This is a genomic window from Streptomyces sp. LS-MS-L19 (assembly GCF_058382285.1).
Map to the genome: position 1 here is coordinate 1,507,871 of NZ_JBYCLL010000001.1, position 18,036 is coordinate 1,525,906.

At 73.7% G+C, this 18,036-nt stretch carries 15 protein-coding genes; 7 read left to right on the top strand and 8 right to left on the bottom strand.

The features are described from left to right. Positions 1 to 78 precede the first annotated feature (78 nt). From AC2XR2_RS06520 to AC2XR2_RS06530, 3 genes are all read left to right on the top strand, one after another. A complete protein-coding gene (locus AC2XR2_RS06520; protein WP_491514552.1) occupies positions 79 to 1,518 on the top strand; it encodes an SWIM zinc finger family protein in 1,440 nt (479 codons plus the stop codon). Further along, entirely contained in the window at positions 1,515 to 4,193 is a 2,679-nt protein-coding gene (locus AC2XR2_RS06525) for a DUF7824 domain-containing protein (RefSeq protein ID WP_491514553.1), read from the top strand. The genes AC2XR2_RS06520 and AC2XR2_RS06525 overlap by 4 nt, the downstream gene beginning before the upstream one ends. A gap of 149 nt (positions 4,194 to 4,342) precedes the next feature. Next, positions 4,343 to 5,743, top strand: a complete 1,401-nt coding sequence (locus AC2XR2_RS06530) for a GNAT family N-acetyltransferase (RefSeq protein ID WP_491514554.1) — start codon at positions 4,343 to 4,345, stop codon at positions 5,741 to 5,743. Here AC2XR2_RS06530 and AC2XR2_RS06535 read toward each other — a convergent pair. Next, a complete protein-coding gene (locus AC2XR2_RS06535) occupies positions 5,740 to 6,900 on the bottom strand; it encodes a trans-sulfuration enzyme family protein (RefSeq protein ID WP_391193972.1) in 1,161 nt (386 codons plus the stop codon). The genes AC2XR2_RS06530 and AC2XR2_RS06535 overlap by 4 nt on opposite strands. A gap of 60 nt (positions 6,901 to 6,960) precedes the next feature. Between AC2XR2_RS06535 and AC2XR2_RS06540 the strand changes: the two genes are divergently transcribed. Both AC2XR2_RS06540 and AC2XR2_RS06545 read left to right on the top strand, forming a co-directional pair. Next, positions 6,961 to 7,455: an Lrp/AsnC family transcriptional regulator gene (locus AC2XR2_RS06540; RefSeq protein WP_330268350.1), complete on the top strand. Its 495-nt coding sequence runs from the start codon at positions 6,961 to 6,963 to the stop codon at positions 7,453 to 7,455. A gap of 33 nt (positions 7,456 to 7,488) precedes the next feature. Continuing rightward, positions 7,489 to 9,180 (top strand): DUF885 domain-containing protein, encoded by a 1,692-nt coding sequence (locus AC2XR2_RS06545; protein WP_491514555.1) that lies wholly within the window; start codon positions 7,489 to 7,491, stop codon positions 9,178 to 9,180. A 184-nt stretch (positions 9,181 to 9,364) separates the two neighbouring features. Here the strand turns inward: AC2XR2_RS06545 and AC2XR2_RS06550 are convergent, their stop codons facing one another. Together AC2XR2_RS06550 and AC2XR2_RS06555 are read right to left on the bottom strand one after the other, a co-directional pair. Then, positions 9,365 to 9,880, bottom strand: a complete 516-nt coding sequence (locus AC2XR2_RS06550) for an immunity 21 family protein (RefSeq protein ID WP_381300736.1) — start codon at positions 9,878 to 9,880, stop codon at positions 9,365 to 9,367. 71 nt (positions 9,881 to 9,951) lie between these two features. Continuing rightward, positions 9,952 to 10,437: a rhodanese-like domain-containing protein gene (locus AC2XR2_RS06555; protein ID WP_381300738.1), complete on the bottom strand. Its 486-nt coding sequence runs from the start codon at positions 10,435 to 10,437 to the stop codon at positions 9,952 to 9,954. Positions 10,438 to 10,531: 94 nt separating this feature from the next. Here AC2XR2_RS06555 and AC2XR2_RS06560 point away from each other — a divergent pair, with 94 nt between their 5' ends. Beyond that, a complete protein-coding gene (locus AC2XR2_RS06560; protein ID WP_330268346.1) occupies positions 10,532 to 10,978 on the top strand; it encodes an Lrp/AsnC family transcriptional regulator in 447 nt (148 codons plus the stop codon). 2 nt (positions 10,979 to 10,980) lie between these two features. On the opposite strand, the gene AC2XR2_RS06565 is transcribed toward AC2XR2_RS06560, so the two are convergent. From AC2XR2_RS06565 to AC2XR2_RS06585, 5 genes are all read right to left on the bottom strand, one after another. Next, entirely contained in the window at positions 10,981 to 13,974 is a 2,994-nt protein-coding gene (locus tag AC2XR2_RS06565; RefSeq protein WP_491514556.1) for an AAA family ATPase, read from the bottom strand. Further along, positions 13,971 to 15,134, bottom strand: coding sequence for an exonuclease SbcCD subunit D (locus AC2XR2_RS06570; RefSeq protein ID WP_491514557.1), 1,164 nt, complete (start codon positions 15,132 to 15,134; stop codon positions 13,971 to 13,973). Before AC2XR2_RS06570 ends, AC2XR2_RS06565 begins: the two co-directional genes overlap by 4 nt. A gap of 104 nt (positions 15,135 to 15,238) precedes the next feature. Further along, positions 15,239 to 15,865 (bottom strand): YigZ family protein, encoded by a 627-nt coding sequence (locus AC2XR2_RS06575; RefSeq protein ID WP_491514558.1) that lies wholly within the window; start codon positions 15,863 to 15,865, stop codon positions 15,239 to 15,241. A gap of 125 nt (positions 15,866 to 15,990) precedes the next feature. After that, the gene (locus AC2XR2_RS06580) at positions 15,991 to 16,530 is read right to left on the bottom strand and encodes a SixA phosphatase family protein (RefSeq protein WP_381300744.1); all 540 of its coding nucleotides are present in this window, start codon (positions 16,528 to 16,530) and stop codon (positions 15,991 to 15,993) included. Further along, positions 16,527 to 17,297 (bottom strand): hypothetical protein, encoded by a 771-nt coding sequence (locus AC2XR2_RS06585; RefSeq protein WP_491514559.1) that lies wholly within the window; start codon positions 17,295 to 17,297, stop codon positions 16,527 to 16,529. Before AC2XR2_RS06585 ends, AC2XR2_RS06580 begins: the two co-directional genes overlap by 4 nt. A 202-nt stretch (positions 17,298 to 17,499) precedes the next feature. Between AC2XR2_RS06585 and AC2XR2_RS06590 the strand changes: the two genes are divergently transcribed. After that, a complete protein-coding gene (locus AC2XR2_RS06590) occupies positions 17,500 to 17,907 on the top strand; it encodes a CoA-binding protein (RefSeq protein WP_449348582.1) in 408 nt (135 codons plus the stop codon). Positions 17,908 to 18,036 lie beyond the last annotated feature (129 nt).

The window sequence follows — 18,036 nt, forward strand, 5'->3', positions numbered from 1 at the left end:
GGCCTGCGAACTCCCCGTCGAGGACGGCGTCTTCGCAGGTCAGAGCCGATTGTCAGTGGTCGCCTCTACGGTTTTTCCATGACGCGATCTTTGCAGGCCGTGGCCTACCGCCGACCCTCCGTGCTGGAGTCCGCGGCGGGCGGACAGCGCCTGGGACTGGAGACCTCCCGGGGCGCGACGCCCGTCGGCACCGTGGACCATCCGCGCTTCTTCGCGGGCTTCCTGACCTCCCCCCAGGTGGCCTCGGCGGCGCTGCTCGCGGTCGCGGACGTGGCGGCGGCCCGGTACCACCAGCGGCAGCTCCCCTCCGCCCTGGACCCGGTGGTGACGGGCAACGGCGACCGGCTGCGCTTCGAGTCCTTCTCCGGCTGCGGCGGGGTCTACGCCCGCCTGGACGTGCTGACACCGGGCCTGGACGGCGGCGAGGTGGGGCACGGCACGACCAACGTCGACGTCAACAACCCCTTGCGTGAGGCGCTGTCCAGGATCGGCGCCGACGACCCCCTCCATCTGCGGGTCGGTCCCGAGGAGCTGGCGGTGACCACGCTGGACGGCCCGGTCGTGGAGAAGAAGGTGCCGCTCCCGGACCGCTGGCTGCGCGGCTTCGCGGAGGCCCAGGTGATCGCGGCCGGCTTCGACCTGCGCGCCGAGCTGTCCGCGGCGGAGGCGGTCCGGTTCCTGCGCGCGCTGCCGCGCGGTGGGGCGCGGGGTGCGGTGGGCGGCCCGCGGTGGGTGGTGCCCGCCGGCCGCGGCCTCGTGCCCACGACCAGGGCGGTGCCCGGCGCGGTGTGCCTGCCCGGCCCGGAGCGGCTGGTCGCGCTCCAGCGGGTGCTGCGGCACGCGACCTCCCTCCGGGTGTACGGCCCCGCGGTCGCGTCGGCCACGGGGGCGCCGGCGGCGAGCGCCTGGGAGATCGTCCTGCCGGGCATGCGGCTGACGCTCACCCTGTCGCCCGACGCCTCACGCGGTTTCTCCGGCGAGGGCGGTGTCCTCGACGCGCTCGCCACCGAGGAGGCCGCCGGGGACGCCGAGTTGGTCTCGGTGCTCCTGGCCTGGGAGCCCCGCATCGACATCACCGACCTCGCCGCGGCCGCCGGGCTCACCGCCGAGCGCGTCCGGGCCGCGCTGGTGCACCTGGGCACGTCGGGACGCGTCGGGTACGACACCGCGGAGGCGGCCTACTTCCACCGGGAGCTGCCGTACGACGCCGGGCGCGTCGAGCGCCACAATCCGCGGTTGCGCTCGGCCCGGGCCCTGCTCGCCGCGGGCGCGGTGACTCTCGACGGCTCCGTGGCCACGGTGACGGCGGAGGACGGCCATGTGCACCGGGTGCGGGAGAAGGCGGGCGCGCTCAGTTGCAGCTGCCTGTGGTGGGCGAAGTACCGGGGCGACCGGGGCCCGTGCAAGCACGCGCTGGCCGTCCGGATGGCTCGGCGGGGTGGGTCGGTGGAGGCTGCCGCGGTGGCGCGGGGCCCGGTGGAGCAGAAGATCGCAGGGGTCGACGGGGGTGTGCGGTGAGTGCGTTGCTGGACGCGGTGCGGGCGGGGCGGACCGCCGAGGTGGTGGGTCTGCTCGACGGGATGACGGATGCCGAACGGCGGGCGGTGTTCCCGGAGTTGAAGGCGCTCCGCAAAGAGCTCCGGGCCGACCGGTGGAGTTCCCAGGCCACCCGCGCCCACCCGGCCCTGCACGCCGCGGGCGCGGCCTGCCAGACCGGCGCCGCGGCCGTGGCGAGTTGGCTCGCGGCCACCGACATGCGCTGGTCGCAGGCGTCACCGGGGCTGCTGCTCCACCTGCTGCGCGACCGTGACCCCGAATGGCTGGCGGACGTCGTCCACCGCCTCGCCCAGCGCCCGAGCAGTACGAACGCGTCCTATGAGCTGATGGCCGGCCTGGTCCGCCTCGCGGACTGCCCGGTGCCGACCACGGAGACGTACGTCCAGGGCTGGGTGTGGCACATGGGCAGCACCTGGAAGGAGGCGGACACCCTCGTCGAGCGCCTGCGTGCGGAACCCCATCTCCGTGCGCTCGTCCCCGCGTTGTTCGAGACGGGTGAGGTCGGCGGCTCTCTGTGGTGGCTCGGCACGGAGGGGCCCAACAGCTGGCCGGGCGCCCTGTCCCAGCTCGCCGACGAAGGCGTTCTGGAGCGCAAGACCCTGATCGACGTCTGTCTGGCCCGGCTGCTGCGCGGCGGGCAGACCAATGGCCTGAGGGTGTGCCTGCGGCTGCTGAAGACCCTCTCCCTCACCCGTGCCGAGGAGCGGGAGCGCACGGCCGACTGGCTGGCCTTGTCCTCGGACGCGCTCTCGGTGGTCGCCGCGTACGCCCAGTCCGTGCTGTCCGCCCTGGCCCTGGACGGCGAGCTGCTCCCCCGGCAACTGGCTCAGATGTCCGAGGCCGTGCTGTTCCGCACGGAGAAGAAGCTCGTCCGGGCCCAGCTGGTGCTCCTCGGCAAGGTGCTGGCGCGCGATCCGGCAGCCGCCGACGTGCTGTTGCCCGCCGCCGCGCAGGCCTTCGGGCATCCGGACGCGGAGGTGCAGGAGCGGGCGCTCAAACTCGTGGAGCGCCATGCCGGGAAGGTCACCGCCACGCAGGCGCGGGAAGAACTGGCGCTGGTGGCAACGCAGTTGATCCCCGCGCTGCGTTCCCGCGCGGCTGAGACGTTCGGCACGGCGGCACCTGCTCCGGAGCCGCTCGCCTACGAGGAGATGCTTCCGCCCGCCCCGGAACCGACCCGCCTCCCCCACGCGCCCGAGTCGGTCACCGAGCTCGCCGAGGAGATCGGCGCGGTGCTGGCGTCGGACGGCGACGTGGCCGCCTTCGAACGCGCGCTGGACGGACTCGTCCGACAGGCACACGGCAACCGGGAGGCCCTGGTGGAGGCCCTGAACCCGGTGGCCCGACGTCACTGGTGGGACGGCGAGGGGGAGCCCGGCGGCCCGTCGCGCGCCGAGACCCGCTTCAGCGGACACCAGACACTGGTCAGTCCGTCCGACGCTCTCGCCCTTCTGCTGGCGACGGTCCGGGGGAAGGTGCTCACGGCCACGCTCCAAGCCTCCCTGCAGCGTTCGACGGTGAGCACCGGCTGCCCGCACGGCCCGCTCGAGGCCGCCTTCGACGCCCGCTTCTGGGAGATCTCCTTCCGCCTGCGCACCGACCCCCTGCCCTTCCTGCTCTCCACACCCACCTGGAGCACCGGCCTGCTGGACCCGGACGAGCTGGTGAACCGACTCGACACCTACCGGCGTCTGGGCGCACGCCCCGGCGAGTGCGACTTCGCGCTGGCGTTGCTCCGGGTGGGGCGCGAGGACCGGTCGGCCGCCGGTGCCGCCGCCGGGCGGGCGAGGGGACTCGGTACGGCGGAAGGCACCCGGCTGGCGCAGTGGCTCACCTCCGAGGGTCCGCCCCTGCTCACGGACCGGCAGCAGACCTCGGACATCCGCATCCTGCTCGAGTGCGGTGAAGTCGAGGAGCTCCAGGCGGACTTCCCGCGGGAGTTCCGGCATCTGGGCCGCCGTCTGGACGCCCCACGGGACGGCTGGTGCTACCGGCACTGGGACATCAACCTGCGCCGGCACTGGCTGGCCCTGCTGCCCGAGCGCCGCGAGCTGGTGGCGGCGCGGCTGCTCCGCGACCTCTCCAGCGTCGCCGTGGACGACGAGAGGGGTGTCGCCGCGATACTCCCCCCGCTCGCCGAGTCGGGCGGAGAGGCGGGCGAGGCCGTACACCTCTGCCTCGCGTACGGGCTCGGCGCCCGGCATCCGGAGGACCGGCTCGCGGCGGTGGACGCTCTGTTGGTGCTGGCTTCACGGGGACAGCTGGACGCGGACCGGCTGGGCGCCGACCTCGGGCAACTGGTGCGGCGCGGGGCTGTGAAGCCGACGCGGCTCGCCGAGTCCGCCCGGACGGCGGCGGCGACGGGGGCCGAAGCCACGGTCTGGCGGGTGCTCCGGCACGCTCTGCCCGACCTGCTGGCCGATCTCACGACCGGCGGCACACCGGCCACCGGATCCACGGCGGCCGCCCGTGGCCTCGGCGAGCTGCTGGGCGTGGCCGCGGAGTGTGTCGAGCGGTCGGGGGCCCGCGGTGAACTCCCGCATCTGGCCGGGGTGTCGGACCGGCGGGGAGCGTCCCGGCTGGTGGCCGAGGCCCGACGGCTGCGCGACGCCCTGAACAGGGAGGCGGCTGCATGACGTAGTTCGGGGTACCGGAGTCCGTCAGGACTCCGGTACCGAACCGTTGAAAAGGGGACGAAAGTGCGGAATCACACTTTACCGATCAGTCACAATGCGTTCGTGATCACGCAACACCGTTCCTCCACAGTGGCTGCATGACTCGAGACATGTCTGATGTGACCCGTGCGAAACACGGTCGCCCCGTCCACCACTGGCGGCGCGACGTGATCGAACTCGCGGCCCTGTTCACGGCCGTCGCGGTGGCGGACACCGTGGCGAACCTGATCGGGCACGGCCCGGACGGTACGGCGCTGCTGGTGATCTCGGCGGTCGCCCTGGTCGCCACGGCGGGGTTCCACTTGTGGTGGTCACGCCGCCACGGCCACGCGCCCCCGACGAGCGATACCGGCGCCCGGCCACTGCCCGAGGGGGACCTGGCCGGGCCCTCCGAGCAGCCGGCGCCGGGCACGGACACCGTGGCCACGGAGACCACGCTGTGGCGGATGCGGACGACGGTGAAGGACGAACCGGGTTCCCTGGCCGCCCTGTGCACGGCCCTGGCCGGACACCGGGTGGACATCCTCAGCCTCCAGACCCATCCGCTGGCCGAGGGCACGGTCGACGAGTTCCTGCTGCGGGCTCCCGGCTCGCTGGAGGGGTCCGAGATCACCCGGGCCGTCGCCCGGGCCGGTGGTGGCGACACCTGGATCGAGCGGGCCGACACCCATGACCTGGTGGACGCCCCGACCCGGGTGCTCGGCCTGGCCACCCGCACCGCGCTGGACGCGGCGGAGCTCCCGCTGGCCCTGCGGCAGTTGCTGGGCCGCTGCACCATCCGGTCGCTGCCCGCCGCACCGGTGGGAGGCGGACGCGGACCGGAGGGCGTGCCCGTGGAGGGAGTCCTCGAGGACACGGTGATGCGGCTGCGGGCGCCGGAAGGCGGAGTGATCACCGTGGAGCGGCCGTATCTGCCGTTCACGCCGACCGAGTTCGCCCGGGCCCGCGCCCTGGTCGAGCTGGACGCCCGGCTCGGGCCGCGGATCCCGCACAGCCAGGACGTGCTGACGCTGCCCGAGGGCCACGACATCACCGTGCGCCGGGCCGACACAAGTGATCTCGAGGCCGCGCGGGAGATGCACGAGCGGTGCTCCGCGCGGACGTTGAGCATGCGGTACCACGGGCCCGTCGGTGACGCCGACCGGTATCTCAACCACCTGCTCAGTCCGCGCTACGGCCGCACCCTCGCCGTACAGACCGCGTCGGGGCGGATCGTGGGGCTCGGGCACCTGCTGTGGGACGGGGACGAGACGGAGGTCGCGCTGCTCGTCGAGGACGCGTGGCAGCGGCGGGGTGTCGGCGCCGAGCTGTTGGAGCGGCTGGTCGCCATGGCGGCCGAGGCCGGGTGCGAGAGCGTGTACGCGGTGACGCAGTCGTCCAACACGGGCATGGTGGCGGCGATGCGAGGTCTCGAGCTGCCCCTCGACTACCAGATCGAGGAGGGCACCTTGGTGATCACCGCGCGGCTCGCCGCCGTGGAGCCGCATGTCAACAGCAGCCCGCGCCCCTAGAGGACGCCGTCCAGTGCCGTGGTCAGATCCGTCCACAGGTCGTCCACGTCCTCCAGCCCCACCGACAGCCGGAGCAGCCGGTCGCTCACCCCTGCGCCTCGGCGGTCGTCCGCGTCCACGATGCGGTGGCTGATGGAGGCCGGGTGCTGGATGAGGGTGTCCACGCTGCCGAGACTCACCGCCGGGGTGATCAGGCGGACTCCCGCGATCACTTCGTGGGGGTCGCCGGCGACCTCGAAAGCGATCATGGCGCCGCCGATGCGCGGGTAGTGGACCCGGGTGACGCGGGGGTCCGCCGTGAGGCGCCGGGCGAGTTCGGCGGCGCTCGCGGCGGCCGCCCGCACCCGGACGGGGAGGGTGGCGAGGCCTCGCAGCAGGAGGTAGCCGGCCAGCGGGTGCAGGACCGCTCCCGTGGCGAACCGGATCTGCCGGAGCCGGCCCGCGAACTCCTCGTCGCAGGCCACCACGCCCGCCATCACGTCTCCGTGGCCGCCGAGGTACTTGGTGGCGCTGTGCAGGATCAGCCGGGCGCCGTGTTCCGCGGGGCGCTGGAGCACGGGTGTGGCGAAGGTGTTGTCGGCGAGGAGGGGCACGGAGCCGCAGGAGTGGGCCAGGGCCCGCAGGTCGATCTCGGCCAGGGTGGGGTTGGCCGGGGACTCCACCAGGACCAGGCCGGTGTCCGGGCGCAGCGCGTCGGCCACTCCCGCCGGATCGGTCCAGGTGACCTCCGTGCCGAGGAGCCCGGCGGTGAGCAGGTGGTCGCTGCACCCGTACAGCGGGCGTACGGCGACGACGTGGCGCAGGCCCAGGGAGGCCCGTACGAGAAGGACCGCGGTGAGCGCGGCCATGCCGCTGGCGAAGGCGACCGCGGACTCGGTGCCCTCCAGGCGGGCCAGCGCGGTCTCGAAGCGGGCGACGGTCGGGTTGCCGAGCCGGCCGTAGACGGGCGGTCCGTCCGGTTCGGCGCCGGTGGTGGCGAAGGCGTCGATGCGGTTCGCCTCGTCGCGGCTGTCGTAGGACGGGTAGGTCGTCGACAGGTCGATGGGCGGGGCGTGCAGTCCCTGCCGGGCGAGATCGTCGCGGCCGGCGTGGACGGCCTCGGTGGCCAGTGCTCTGAGCGGCGTACGGGACGCGGTGGGTGTGCGCGCTGAGTCCATGGCCGCAAGAGTGAACACCGGCCGGTGTTCATGGGTGGAACCCCGTGCTACGTTCGGCGGATGGCCGAATCCGTCGTACTGGATCCGGTGGACCTGCATCTGTTGCGGTTGCTCCAGAACGACGCACGGACCACCTACCGCGATCTCGCCGCGCAGGTCGGCGTCGCCCCGTCGACCTGTCTGGACCGGGTGACCCGGCTGCGCCGCTCGGGCGTGATCCTGGGCCATCAGCTGCGGCTGGATCCGGCGAAGCTCGGCCGGGGCCTCGAAGCGCTGCTGTCGGTGCAGGTCAGGCCGCATCGGCGGGAGCTGGTGGGGCCGTTCGTGGAGCGGATCCGGGCGCTGCCGGAGTCACGGACCGTGTTCCATCTGACCGGTCCTGACGACTACCTGGTGCATGTGGCCGTCGCGGACATGACGGACCTCCAGCGGCTGGTGCTCGACGAGTTCACGGCACACCGTGAGGTGGCCCGGGTGGAGACACGGTTGATCTTCCAGCAGTGGGACTGCGGGCCGCTCCTTCCGCCTGCCACGCCGACAGCGGAATCGGGGTGACTCCCGCGCGGTCCGCGTATGAGGATGGACCGCATGTCTGAGACCCAGATCCCGCTGCCCCGTCAGGTCGCCGACGCCTACGTCGACGAGCTCATCGCCCTCGATCCGGTCACCGGTACCTATCTCGGTGTGAAGGAGAGTTCGAGCAAGCTTCCCGATACCTCACCGGCGGGCCAGGAGGCGCTCGCGGAGCTTGCGCGGGCCACCCTCGCCAAGCTCGACGAGGCCGAGCGGCAGCCCGGCGCCGACAGTGACATCGAGCGCCGGTGCGGCCGGCTGCTGCGGGAGCGGCTGACCGCCGAACTCGCCGTGCACGAGGCCGAGGAGGGGCTGCGCTCGGTCGGCAACATGGCCACGGCCGCGCACTCGATCCGCGAGGTCTTCACCGTCACCCCTACGGAGACGGAGGAGGACTGGGCGGCGATCGCCGAGCGGCTGCGGGCGGTGCCGGCCGCGTACGCCGGTTACCGCGAGTCCCTCGCGCTCGGCCTGGAGCGCAAGCTGTACGCGGCCCCCCGTCCGACCGCCACGTTCGTCGAGCAGCTCACCGAGTGGGCGGACACCGACGGCCACGGCCGGAGCTGGTTCGAGGACTTCGCGGCGGCGGGCCCCGACGCGCTGCGCACCGAGCTGGACGAGGCCGCCCGCGCCGCGACCGCCTCCGTGGCGGAGCTGCGCGACTGGATGCGGGACGTGTACGCGCCGACGATCGCGGGCGCCCCGAACACGGTGGGCCGCGAGCGGTACGCCCGCTGGGCGCGCTACTTCAACGGCACCGACCTCGACCTGGACGAGGCGTACGCGTACGGCTGGTCCGAGTACCACCGGCTGCTCGGCGAGATGAAGCAGGAGGCCGAGAAGATCCTGCCCGGCGCCGCGACGCCGTGGGCGGCGCTCGCCCACCTCGACGAGCACGGCAAGCACATCGACGGCGTCGACGAGGTCCGCGACTGGCTCCAGGGCCTGATGGACCAGGCGATCGACTCGCTCGACGGCACCCATTTCGAACTCGCCGAGCGGGTGCGGAGGGTGGAGTCGTGCATCGCCCCGCCCGGTAGTGCGGCGGCGCCCTACTACACGCCTCCGTCGGAGGACTTCTCGCGTCCCGGCCGCACCTGGCTGCCGACGATGGGCCAGACCCGTTTCCCGGTCTACGACCTCGTCTCGACCTGGTACCACGAGGGTGTCCCCGGCCATCACCTCCAGCTCGCGCAGTGGGCCCATGTCGCGGAGAACCTGTCCCGCTACCAGGCCGCGGTGGGCGGGGTCAGCGCCAACGCCGAGGGCTGGGCGCTGTACGCGGAGCGGCTGATGGACGAACTGGGCTTCCTCACGGATCCGGAGCAGCGGCTCGGCTATCTCGACGCGCAGATGATGCGGGCCACCCGGGTCATCGTCGACATCGGCATGCACCTGGAGCTGGAGATCCCGGCGGACTCCCCCTTCCACCCGGGCGAGCGCTGGACTCCCGAGCTGGCACAGGAGTTCTTCGGCGCGCACAGCAGCCGTCCGGCGGACTTCGTGGAGAGCGAGCTGACCCGCTACCTCACGATCCCCGGCCAGGCCATCGGCTACAAGCTCGGTGAGCGGGCCTGGCTGCTCGGCCGGGAGAAGGCGCGGCAGCGGCACGGCGACGCCTTCGACCTCAAGGCCTGGCACATGGCGGCGCTGTCGCAGGGCTCGCTCGGCCTGGACGACCTGGTCGACGAGCTGGCGCGGCTCTGACGCACCTCGCGGGGCGCTCCCGGGGTCGGTGACCCGGGGTGCGCCCCGTCAGCCGCACGCCGAGGCGGGCCGGTCCTCCGGCCCGCCTCGGTGGCGTGCGGGCGGTTCGGTCCTCCGGCCCGCCTCGGTAGCGTGCGGGCGGTTCGGTCCTCCCGGCCGCCTCGGTAGCGTGCGTGAACGGTCCTCAGTCGGGCAGTCGCCGCAACTGGACGAGCCCCAGCCAGGTCTCGGGGCCGGGGCGCACGTTGGCCGCGCGCACCGCGTACCGGCCGGGGGCGAGCGAGACCTTCAAGTGGTCGGTGTTCACCGAGTCGTTGCCGGGCCAGGCCGCGTCGAAGAGGACGACCGGGCCGGGTACCGCCCAGCTCACCTCCTCCTCCCAGGCGGCCGTGGCGAGGGCGTTGGGCACCTCGGCGAGGAGTTCGTCCTCGGAGTCGGCGGCGCACCACCGTACGAAGGTGTCGTGGTCGGGGAGGTAGGAGGTCGAGGCGGGCTCGTCGCCGAGCACCAGGGCGGCCGCGTCGCCGACCGGCAACAGGCCCACGCAGCCGTCGACTTCGCAGGCCCGGTCGTAGTCGGAGGCCGTCTCGTCGCCGTCGGCGCCCGCCCAGAACGGCAGCACCGTCTCCGGTACCGCTATCAGCGGGCCGCCGCCCGACTCCACCCACTCCACCGCGCCCGGCTCCGCGTATCGCACCATGGGCCAGAACCTACACGCACCGGAACCTCAGGGTTGCACCTGCACAGGAACCCCACTGAATTCCACGAGGCTCAGCAGCCGCAGTCCTCGGCGTCGGTCGGTGCGGTCAACGGGTCGGCGGCGCGCCGCTCACGGCCCTCCCAGGTCTCGAACTCGAAGCCCTCGCGCACCCAGTACTCGAAGCCGCCGAGCATCTCCTTGACCTGGTAGCCGAGTTCGGCGAGGGCGAGCGCGGCGCGGGTGGCGCCGTTGCAGCCCGGGCCCCAGCAGTACGTCACCACCGGCACGGATCTGTCGAGGAGTTGCTCGGCCTGTTCCGGGATGAGGGCGGTGGGCAGGTGGACCGCGCCCGGGACGTGGCCCTGGTCCCAGGCGGCGGTGGAGCGGGAGTCGAGGACGACGAAGCCGGGGTCCCCGTCGGCCCCGAGCGCGGCGGCGACGTCGGAGACGTCCGCGTGGAAGACCAGGCTGGCCCGGAAGTAGGCGGCGGCCTCGGCCGGGGCGGCGGGGGCGACACGCAGGACGGGGTTCGCGGTGAGGGTCTGGGTTGTCGTCATGGCAGGAAATCTACGGTCCATGATCGCGGCCGGGAAGGGGGATTCCCCGGCGTGGACCTTGCCGCGCCGGGGATTCCCCTGCTATCTCTCGGGCATGACCGCGTATTCCCCGGACGCCACCGACTGGCGCATCCTCGATGTCCTCCAGCGGGAGGGCCGGGCCAGTTTCGCCGAGCTGGCCCGCGCCGTCTCGATGTCGCCGAGCGCGGTCACCGAGCGGGTGCGACGGCTGGAGGAGGCGGGCGTCATCCAGGGGTACGCCGCCGTCGTGGACCCCGACCGGCTCGGCCTTCCGATCCTGGCGTTCGTCCGCCTCAGGTACCCCAACGGCAACTACAAGCCCTTCCACGACCTGGTCGCGGTGACGCCGGAGATCCTGGAAGCGCACCACGTCACGGGTGACGACTGCTTCGTCATCAAGGTCGCCGCCCGCTCGATGCGCCACCTGGAGGAGGTGTCGGGCCGGATCGGCACGCTGGGCTCGGTGACCACGAGCGTGGTGTACTCCTCGCCGCTGCCCCGGCGGCCGCTGGGCCGCTGACCTCAGCCCCCGCCGCACTGTCTGAGCGCCGACCCCGTCCGCCCCTTCACGACCTCCAGCTGGGCGTGGATCCGCCGCCGCAGATCCGCCACGTGACTCACGATGCCGACACTGCGATCGCGCTCCCGCAGGGAGTCCAGCACGTCGAGGACCTCGTCCAGCGTCTGGTCGTCGAGGCTGCCGAAGCCCTCGTCGATGAAGAGGGTGTCCAGCCGGACCCCGCCCGCCTCGTCCGTGACCACGTCCGCGAGGCCGAGGGCCAGGGCGAGCGAGGCGAAGAACGTCTCGCCGCCCGACAGCGTGGCCGTGTCCCGCTCCCGCCCGGTCCAGGCGTCGACCACATGCAGCCCGAGCCCGCTGCGGCCGCGCCCGGAGCGGTCGTCGGAGTGGACGAGGGTGTAGCGGCCGGACGACATCCGTTGCAGGCGTACGGTCGCGGCGGCCGCCACCTGCTCCAGTCGGGCCGCGAGGACATAGGACTCCAGGCGCATCTTGCGTTCGTTGTCCGCGGAGGTGCCGGCGGCGAGGGCGGACAGCCGGGCCACCCGGTCGTACTCCTCACGCAGCGGGGCGAGCTGTCTGAGACCGGTGGCCGCACGGGCGGAGAGCCGGTCGAGCTCGGCGCAGCGCCGGGCGGCGGCGTCGCACTCGGAGGCGGCTTCGCGGACCCGGCGGGCCGCCTCGGCAGCGGCCCGCTCCGCCCCCGGCACGTCGGCGGCCGGTCGCCGGGCCGCCTCGGCCGTGTCGGTCTCGGCGAGTACGGCCCGGACGGCGGCCTCCTCGGCCTGCCAGGCGTCCAGCCGCTGCTGGAGGTCGCGGTGGGCCGCGTCGTCGAGGAGGGCGGCGGCCGCGGCCCGCGGGGTGTCGAAGCCGGCCCGGAAGGCGGCGTCGGCGAGCCGGGCGTCGGCGTCCTTGAGCCGCTGGGCGGTGTCCTCGGCGACGCGCGCGGTGTCGGCGGCATCGGTGAGCAGCGCGGCCTGCCGCTCCAGCTGGGCTGCGCGCACGGCCACGCTGGCGGCCGCACCCCGCGCCTCGGCCAACTCGGCTTCCAGGGTGGTCCGTTCCCGGTCCAGCGCGTCCCGGCGGGCGCCGCGCGAGGCGGTGCGTACGGCGGCCTCCTGCTGGGCGGTCAGGCGTCGCTCGCGTTCCCGTTCGGCCTGCCGCAGCTGTTCCGTCGCGGTGTGCAGGGCGGAGGCGAGGCCACGCGCCTGGGTGTACTCGCGCTCCAACTCCTCGACCTGGACGGCGAGTTCCTCGGTGGAGGTGTCACCGGCCTCGCCCTGGGCGGCGGCCAGGGCCCGCTGCACGAAGGCCAGGCGCCGCTCCGCCTCGGCGCGCTGTTCGTCGGCGCGCTGCGAGGCGGCGAGGGCTCGCTCCTCGGTCTCCCGGTCGACGTGGCCGGCGTCCTTGCGGGCGGGCGCGGGATGCTCGACGGCGCCGCAGACCGCGCACGGCTCGCCGTCGGTGAGTTGCGCGGCCAGTTCGGCGGCGATGCCGTTCAGCCGCTGTTCCTTGACCTCCAGCCACTCGGCGCGGGCCTTCAGGGCGCGCTCCGTCGCCTCGATCACCTGCCGCTGTGCGTCGTCGGTGTCCCGGGCGAACTCGTCGCGCTGCCGTGCGGCGGCGAGCCGCTTGCGGGCGGGTTCCCGCTGTACGGCGAGCTGTTCGGCGCGGGTGGCCGCCTCCTGGGCGGACTCGACGCCCTGCTGGAGTCCCGCGCGGGACTCCTCCCACCCGGCGAGCCAGGTCTCGGCCTCCTGGAGGACGTCCTCGTCGGACCGCTCCTCGTGCTCCAGGTCGGCGCGTTCCGCGACGAGCTGGGCGAGCCGCTGCTCGGCACGCCGGGCCGAGTCCAACCCGCCGAGTTCCTCGGCGGCCCGGCGTGCGGCGGCGGCGAGTCCGGGGGCACCGGCCTCCGCGAAGGTCTCCGGCAGCAGCCCACGCGCGCGTGCCTCGGCCGCGGCGGCATTCCGGTGCTCGTCCTCGGCGGCCTCCCGCAGCTCCAGCGCGGGCGCCACCGCCTCCGCCTTGCGCGCCCGCTCCATCCGGGCCTGCGCCTGGTGGTAGCCGTCGGCGCGCTCCTCCAGCAGCGCGGCACGCTCGCGTGCCTGGGCGAACCGCCGCTGGAGCCGGTCGACTTCGCGTACGTCCGCCAGGTCGCGCTCGGCGGCGGCCTGACGGGACTCGGCGGCGGCGAGCCCGCAGTGGGCGATCGTCAGCCGCTCCCGGGCGGTGACGCGGGCGACGGCGGCCGCGCTCAGGACGGCCTCGGCGAGCCCGGGCTCGCCGGGGGCCAGCTCGGGCAGCTCCATGGCGTCACCGGCGGCCTGCTGCATGCGGTGCGCGTCGGCCAGCAGGGCGGCGTCGCCCTCCCGCACCTGCGCCTCGGCCGTGCGGCGGCGCTCCGCCAGCCGCTTCTCGACCTCGGCGAAGCGGTGGGTGTCGAAGAGCCGGCCCAGCAGCTTGCCGCGGGCCTCGGCGTCGGCCCGCAGGAAGCGCGCGAAGTCGCCCTGGGGCAACAGCACGACCTGGCAGAACTGCTCGCGGCTCATGCCGAGCAACTGGGTGATCTCCTCGCCGATCTCCTGATGGGACCGGCTCAGGTCCTTCCAGGTCCCGGCCGTGCCGTCGTACTCGCGGAGCCAGCTCTGGGCCTTGTCGAGGGTGGAGCCGGTGCCACGCTTCTTGGGGCGCTCCCAGGGCGGCTGCCGGGTGATCTCCAACCGCCGTCCGGCGACGGTGAGTTCCAGGGTGACCGAGGTGCGGGTGCCCGGCGTGGCGTGGTCGCTGCGCAGGGTCAGGCCCTGACCGCTCTGCCGGGCGCCCGGTACGGCGCCGTAGAGGGCGTAGCAGACCCCGTCGAGCACGGAGGTCTTGCCCGCGCCCGTCGGGCCGTGCAGCAGGAACAGTCCGGCCGCGGACAGTTCGTCGAAGTCGACCGTCTGGGAGTCGCCGAAGGGGCCGAAGGCGGTGATGTCGAGCCGGTGCAGCCTCACCGCGCCACCTCCCGGACGGCCTCGTCGGCGCGCACGGTGTCGAACGCCTCGCGCAGCACGGCCTGTTCGCGCTCGTCGGGTCCGGCGCCGCGCACATGGGCCACGAAGTCCTCTGCGATCTCCTGGTCGCTGCGTCCGGCCAGCCGCCGCGCGTACGACACGTCGGGGTCGTCCGGCGCCCGTTCGGGATCGAAGACGAGGCTGAGGGTGTGCGGGAACCGCTCGCTGAGCCGGGCCATGGGTTCGGCGGGGCGGACCGGGTCGGTGAGGGTGGCCTCGACCCACGCCTCCTCCTGGTGCACGAGCCGGGGATCGGCGAGCAGTTCCTCGAGCGTGCCCCGGATCCGGGCCAGCGCGCGCGGCACGGGGCAGTCGACCCGCTCGGCGGTGACGGCGCCCTCGGCGTCCAGGTCGACCAGCCACATGCTCTTGCGGTGGTCGGCCTCCGAGAAGGAGTACGGCAGCGGCGAGCCGGAGTAGCGCACGCGCTCGGTGATGGTCTGGCTGCCGTGCAGGTGACCGAGGGCGGTGTAGTCGACCCCGTCGAAGACGCCGGCGGGCACGGCGGCGACCCCGCCGACGGTGATGTCCCGCTCGCTGTCACTGGCCTCGCCGCCGGTGACGAAGGCGTGGGCGAGGACGACGGACCGGGTGCCCCGCGCGCGGGTGGCGAGCTCGGCGCGGACACGGTCCATGGCGGCGGCGAGCACGGTCTCGTGCCCCGCCTTCTCCACCCCGAACTCGTCCTTCACGAGGGCGGGTTCGAGATAGGGAAGGCCGTAGAACGCCACGTCACCGTACGCGTCGGTCAGCACGACCGGCGTCCCGCACGCGGCGGGCTCCGTGCGCAGATGGACACCGGCGCGCCCGATCAGTCCGGCACCGACGCCCAGGCGACGGGCCGAGTCGTGGTTCCCGGAGATCATCACGGTGGGCACGCCGAGGTCGGCGAGCCGGTGCAGCGCGTCGTCGAACAGCTCGACCGCGGCCAGCGGCGGCACCGCGCGGTCGTACACGTCCCCCGACACGACCACCGCGTCCACCCCGCGCTCCCGCACGGTCGCGACGAGGTGACCGATGAACTCGGCCTGGGCCCCGAGCATGGAGACCCGGTGGAAGGCCCGGCCGAGATGCCAGTCGGAAGTGTGCAGCAGCCTCATGATCCCCGACCCTAACGGCCGGGTCTGACATCACGAGCGGTTACTCCCGTATCGACCCGTCATGACCACACTCCGCCAGGCCCGTTATGCCCGAAAAAGCACAACTAGGCGTCTCCGTACGCCTCTCCTCCGAGCTCGAACCGAGCCGTCCCCGCCGTCGCGTCCGCGAGCCAGCCGCGGAACGTCTCCACGTCCGCGTCGGGAAGTCCGATCTCGATGGTGACGGCCTCGCCGTAGCGGACGTCCCGTACCTCGCGGCCGGTCGACCGGAGGTCGTTCTGCACCTTGCCCGCGCGCTGGTGGTCGACGGTGACGGTCGCGAGGCGGAAGCGGCGGCGGGTGAGGGTGCCGAGGGTGTCCAGGGCCTCGCCGACCGCGCCGCCGTACGCCCTGATGAGGCCGCCCGCGCCGAGCTTGACGCCGCCGTAGTAACGGGTGACGACGGCGACGACGTAACGCATGTCGCGACGCAGCAGCATCTGGAGCATGGGGACGCCTGCGGTGCCGCCGGGTTCGCCGTCGTCGCTCGCCTTCTGGATCGCGGCGTCGGCGCCGATGACGTACGCGTAGCAGTTGTGGCTGGCGTCGGCGTGCTCCTTGCGGACGGCCGCGACGAAGTCCTGCGCCTCCTCTTCGGTGGCCGCCGGAGCGAGGGCGCACAGGAAGCGGGAGCGGTTGACCTCGGTCTCGTGCACACCCGCGCGGGCCACTGTGCGGTACTCGTCCTGCATCCGGCCAGCCTAGTCCGTGGTCAGGGGCGGCCCGGGGCCTCCGGCCGGGGGGGGCTGCGGCCGGCCGCACCTCCCCCGGCAGCCGGGCCGGCCGGGACCGCGCTACGACGCCCGCGCCGCCGGGGTCACTTCCTCCCCCGCGCCACCATCACCGACGTGAGCAGCGCCGACCCCGGGTCCAGGGCCCGCCAGGTGGTCCCGTGCCACGCCAGTACCGCGATCGCCGACGTCGGGAACTTCACCCGCACCTCCTCCAGCGAGTCGTCGAGTCCGTCCCCTGCCAGTGTCAGGACCAGTTCCTCCAGGCCGGGGTTGTGCCCGACGAGCAGGAGCGTGACGATCTCGGGCGGCGTCGCGCGCACGGCCGCCAGCAGTTCCGGTACGTCGGCCCCGTACAGCTCCGGGTCGAACCGCACCGGCGGCGGGGTGCCCCACTGCGCGGAGGCCAGCTCCCAGGTGTGCCGGGCGCGCACGGCGGTGGAGCACAGGGCGAGGTCGGGGAGCAGATCGGACGCGGCGAGGACACGGCCCGCCTCCGGCGCGTCCCGGTGCCCGCGCGGTCCGAGCGGTCGCTCGTGGTCGGCGACCCCCGCGGGCCAGGCGGACTTGGCGTGTCTGAGGACGACGAGGCGGCGCAGCGGGCCCGCTCCGGCACGCTCGATCATGACGGGCATCCCAGGTCACGGGTGAGTTCGAGGCCGAGCAGCCGGTCCGCGTAGGCGTACGTCTCGAAACGGGCGCCCTCCGGCAGCTCCGACTCCTCGACCCACCGCAGCACGCGCAGCACTTCGGGTACGTCCAAGTCGTCCTCCCAGGCGGTCCGGAGCCGTCCGCGCACCTCGTCCGGGACGGGCCGCGACGGCTGCCGCGCCCACGCGGCGACGCCCCGACGCCAGCGTACGAGGGTCTCCTGGGCCTGGCCCAGGGCGCTCGCGTCGAGCCGCGCGGGCGTGCTCCGGGGCGGGGTGAGCAGGGCCAGCCGGACCACGGCGGGCTCGGTGCCGGCCACCTTGCCCGAGGCCTCGACGGACGCGACGACGCCCGCTGGGCCGGTGCCCCCGGCGAGCCCCGGCGGCTCGACGGGCGCGACGACGACCCGTACGCCGTCCGGCGTCGCGCCGCCCTCCCCCACCACGTGGACGACCTGCGACTCGCCCCACACGGGGCCGACCTCCCACAGGTCCTCGAAGGGCCGGATACCGAGGGCGGAGGCACCCGCGTGCAGTTCGGCCTGGTCCCGGTCCGCGGTGAGCAGTGCCCACACGGGGGTGCCGCCGAGTTCCAGGGCGCGCAGGAGGACGTCGGCGACGAGCAGGACACGGAGGGCGGAGGCGTCGTAGCCCGGTACGTGGACCTCGACTCGGGTCAGGCCCCTGCGGGCGGGGACGGCGTCGACGGACTCGCCGGTTCGGGCGTCGATGATGCGCAGCACGGGGCGAGCGTAGGCGGGCGGCGGGCCCGGCGGGGGCAGGTGGCGCGGATTCGGACACGGAAACCGACACGACCGGGCGGCCCGGACCCGGCGGTACGGTCCTCCCCCGCCCGTGAACTACCGCGGGGGCGAGGAATCACCGGGCCCGACGCGCTGTTGTCGGCCACAGCGAACCCCCGCACGAATCCCAAGGAGGCCGAGCGTGTACGGCGACCCGGCAACGATCCGCAAGATCCTCACCGAGCTCGGTGACACCTGGGCCATCGTGGGCCTGTCCTCGAACCAGCGGCGCGCGGCCTACGGCGTCGCCGACGTCCTGCAGCGGTACGGCAAGCGCATCGTGCCGGTGCACCCGAAGGCCGAGACGGTGCACGGCGAGCAGGGCTACCCGTCCCTGGCCGCGATCCCCTTCGACGTCGACGTGGTCGACGTGTTCGTCAACAGCGACCTCGCCGGACCCGTCGCCGACGAGGCGGTCGCCAAGGGCGCCAAGGCCGTGTGGTTCCAGCTGGACGTCATCGACGAGCCGGCATACGACCGCACCCGCGCCGCGGGCCTGGAGATGGTCATGGACAAGTGCCCGGCGATCGAGATCCCCCGCCTGGGCTGATTCCCTCCCGAATTCCTGAAACGCTCGCAAGGAATTCATAGCAAAGAAGTCAAATATGCGACAACCGCCTTTAACCCAAAGGCGGTTGATTCGTAATCTGGGGCCGCCCGCACAGCAAATATGTGTAAT

Coding starts and splice junctions, on each gene's coding strand:
- AC2XR2_RS06580 (WP_381300744.1), bottom strand. CDS start 16,530: ATGATCGAGCGTGCCGGAGCGGGCCCGCTGCGCCGCCTCGTCGTCCTC.
- AC2XR2_RS06555 (WP_381300738.1), bottom strand. CDS start 10,437: ATGACGACAACCCAGACCCTCACCGCGAACCCCGTCCTGCGTGTCGCC.
- AC2XR2_RS06570 (WP_491514557.1), bottom strand. CDS start 15,134: ATGAGGCTGCTGCACACTTCCGACTGGCATCTCGGCCGGGCCTTCCAC.
- AC2XR2_RS06560 (WP_330268346.1), top strand. CDS start 10,532: ATGACCGCGTATTCCCCGGACGCCACCGACTGGCGCATCCTCGATGTC.
- AC2XR2_RS06520 (WP_491514552.1), top strand. CDS start 79: ATGACGCGATCTTTGCAGGCCGTGGCCTACCGCCGACCCTCCGTGCTG.
- AC2XR2_RS06575 (WP_491514558.1), bottom strand. CDS start 15,865: ATGCAGGACGAGTACCGCACAGTGGCCCGCGCGGGTGTGCACGAGACC.
- AC2XR2_RS06535 (WP_391193972.1), bottom strand. CDS start 6,900: ATGGACTCAGCGCGCACACCCACCGCGTCCCGTACGCCGCTCAGAGCA.
- AC2XR2_RS06550 (WP_381300736.1), bottom strand. CDS start 9,880: ATGGTGCGATACGCGGAGCCGGGCGCGGTGGAGTGGGTGGAGTCGGGC.
- AC2XR2_RS06530 (WP_491514554.1), top strand. CDS start 4,343: ATGTCTGATGTGACCCGTGCGAAACACGGTCGCCCCGTCCACCACTGG.
- AC2XR2_RS06545 (WP_491514555.1), top strand. CDS start 7,489: ATGTCTGAGACCCAGATCCCGCTGCCCCGTCAGGTCGCCGACGCCTAC.
- AC2XR2_RS06540 (WP_330268350.1), top strand. CDS start 6,961: ATGGCCGAATCCGTCGTACTGGATCCGGTGGACCTGCATCTGTTGCGG.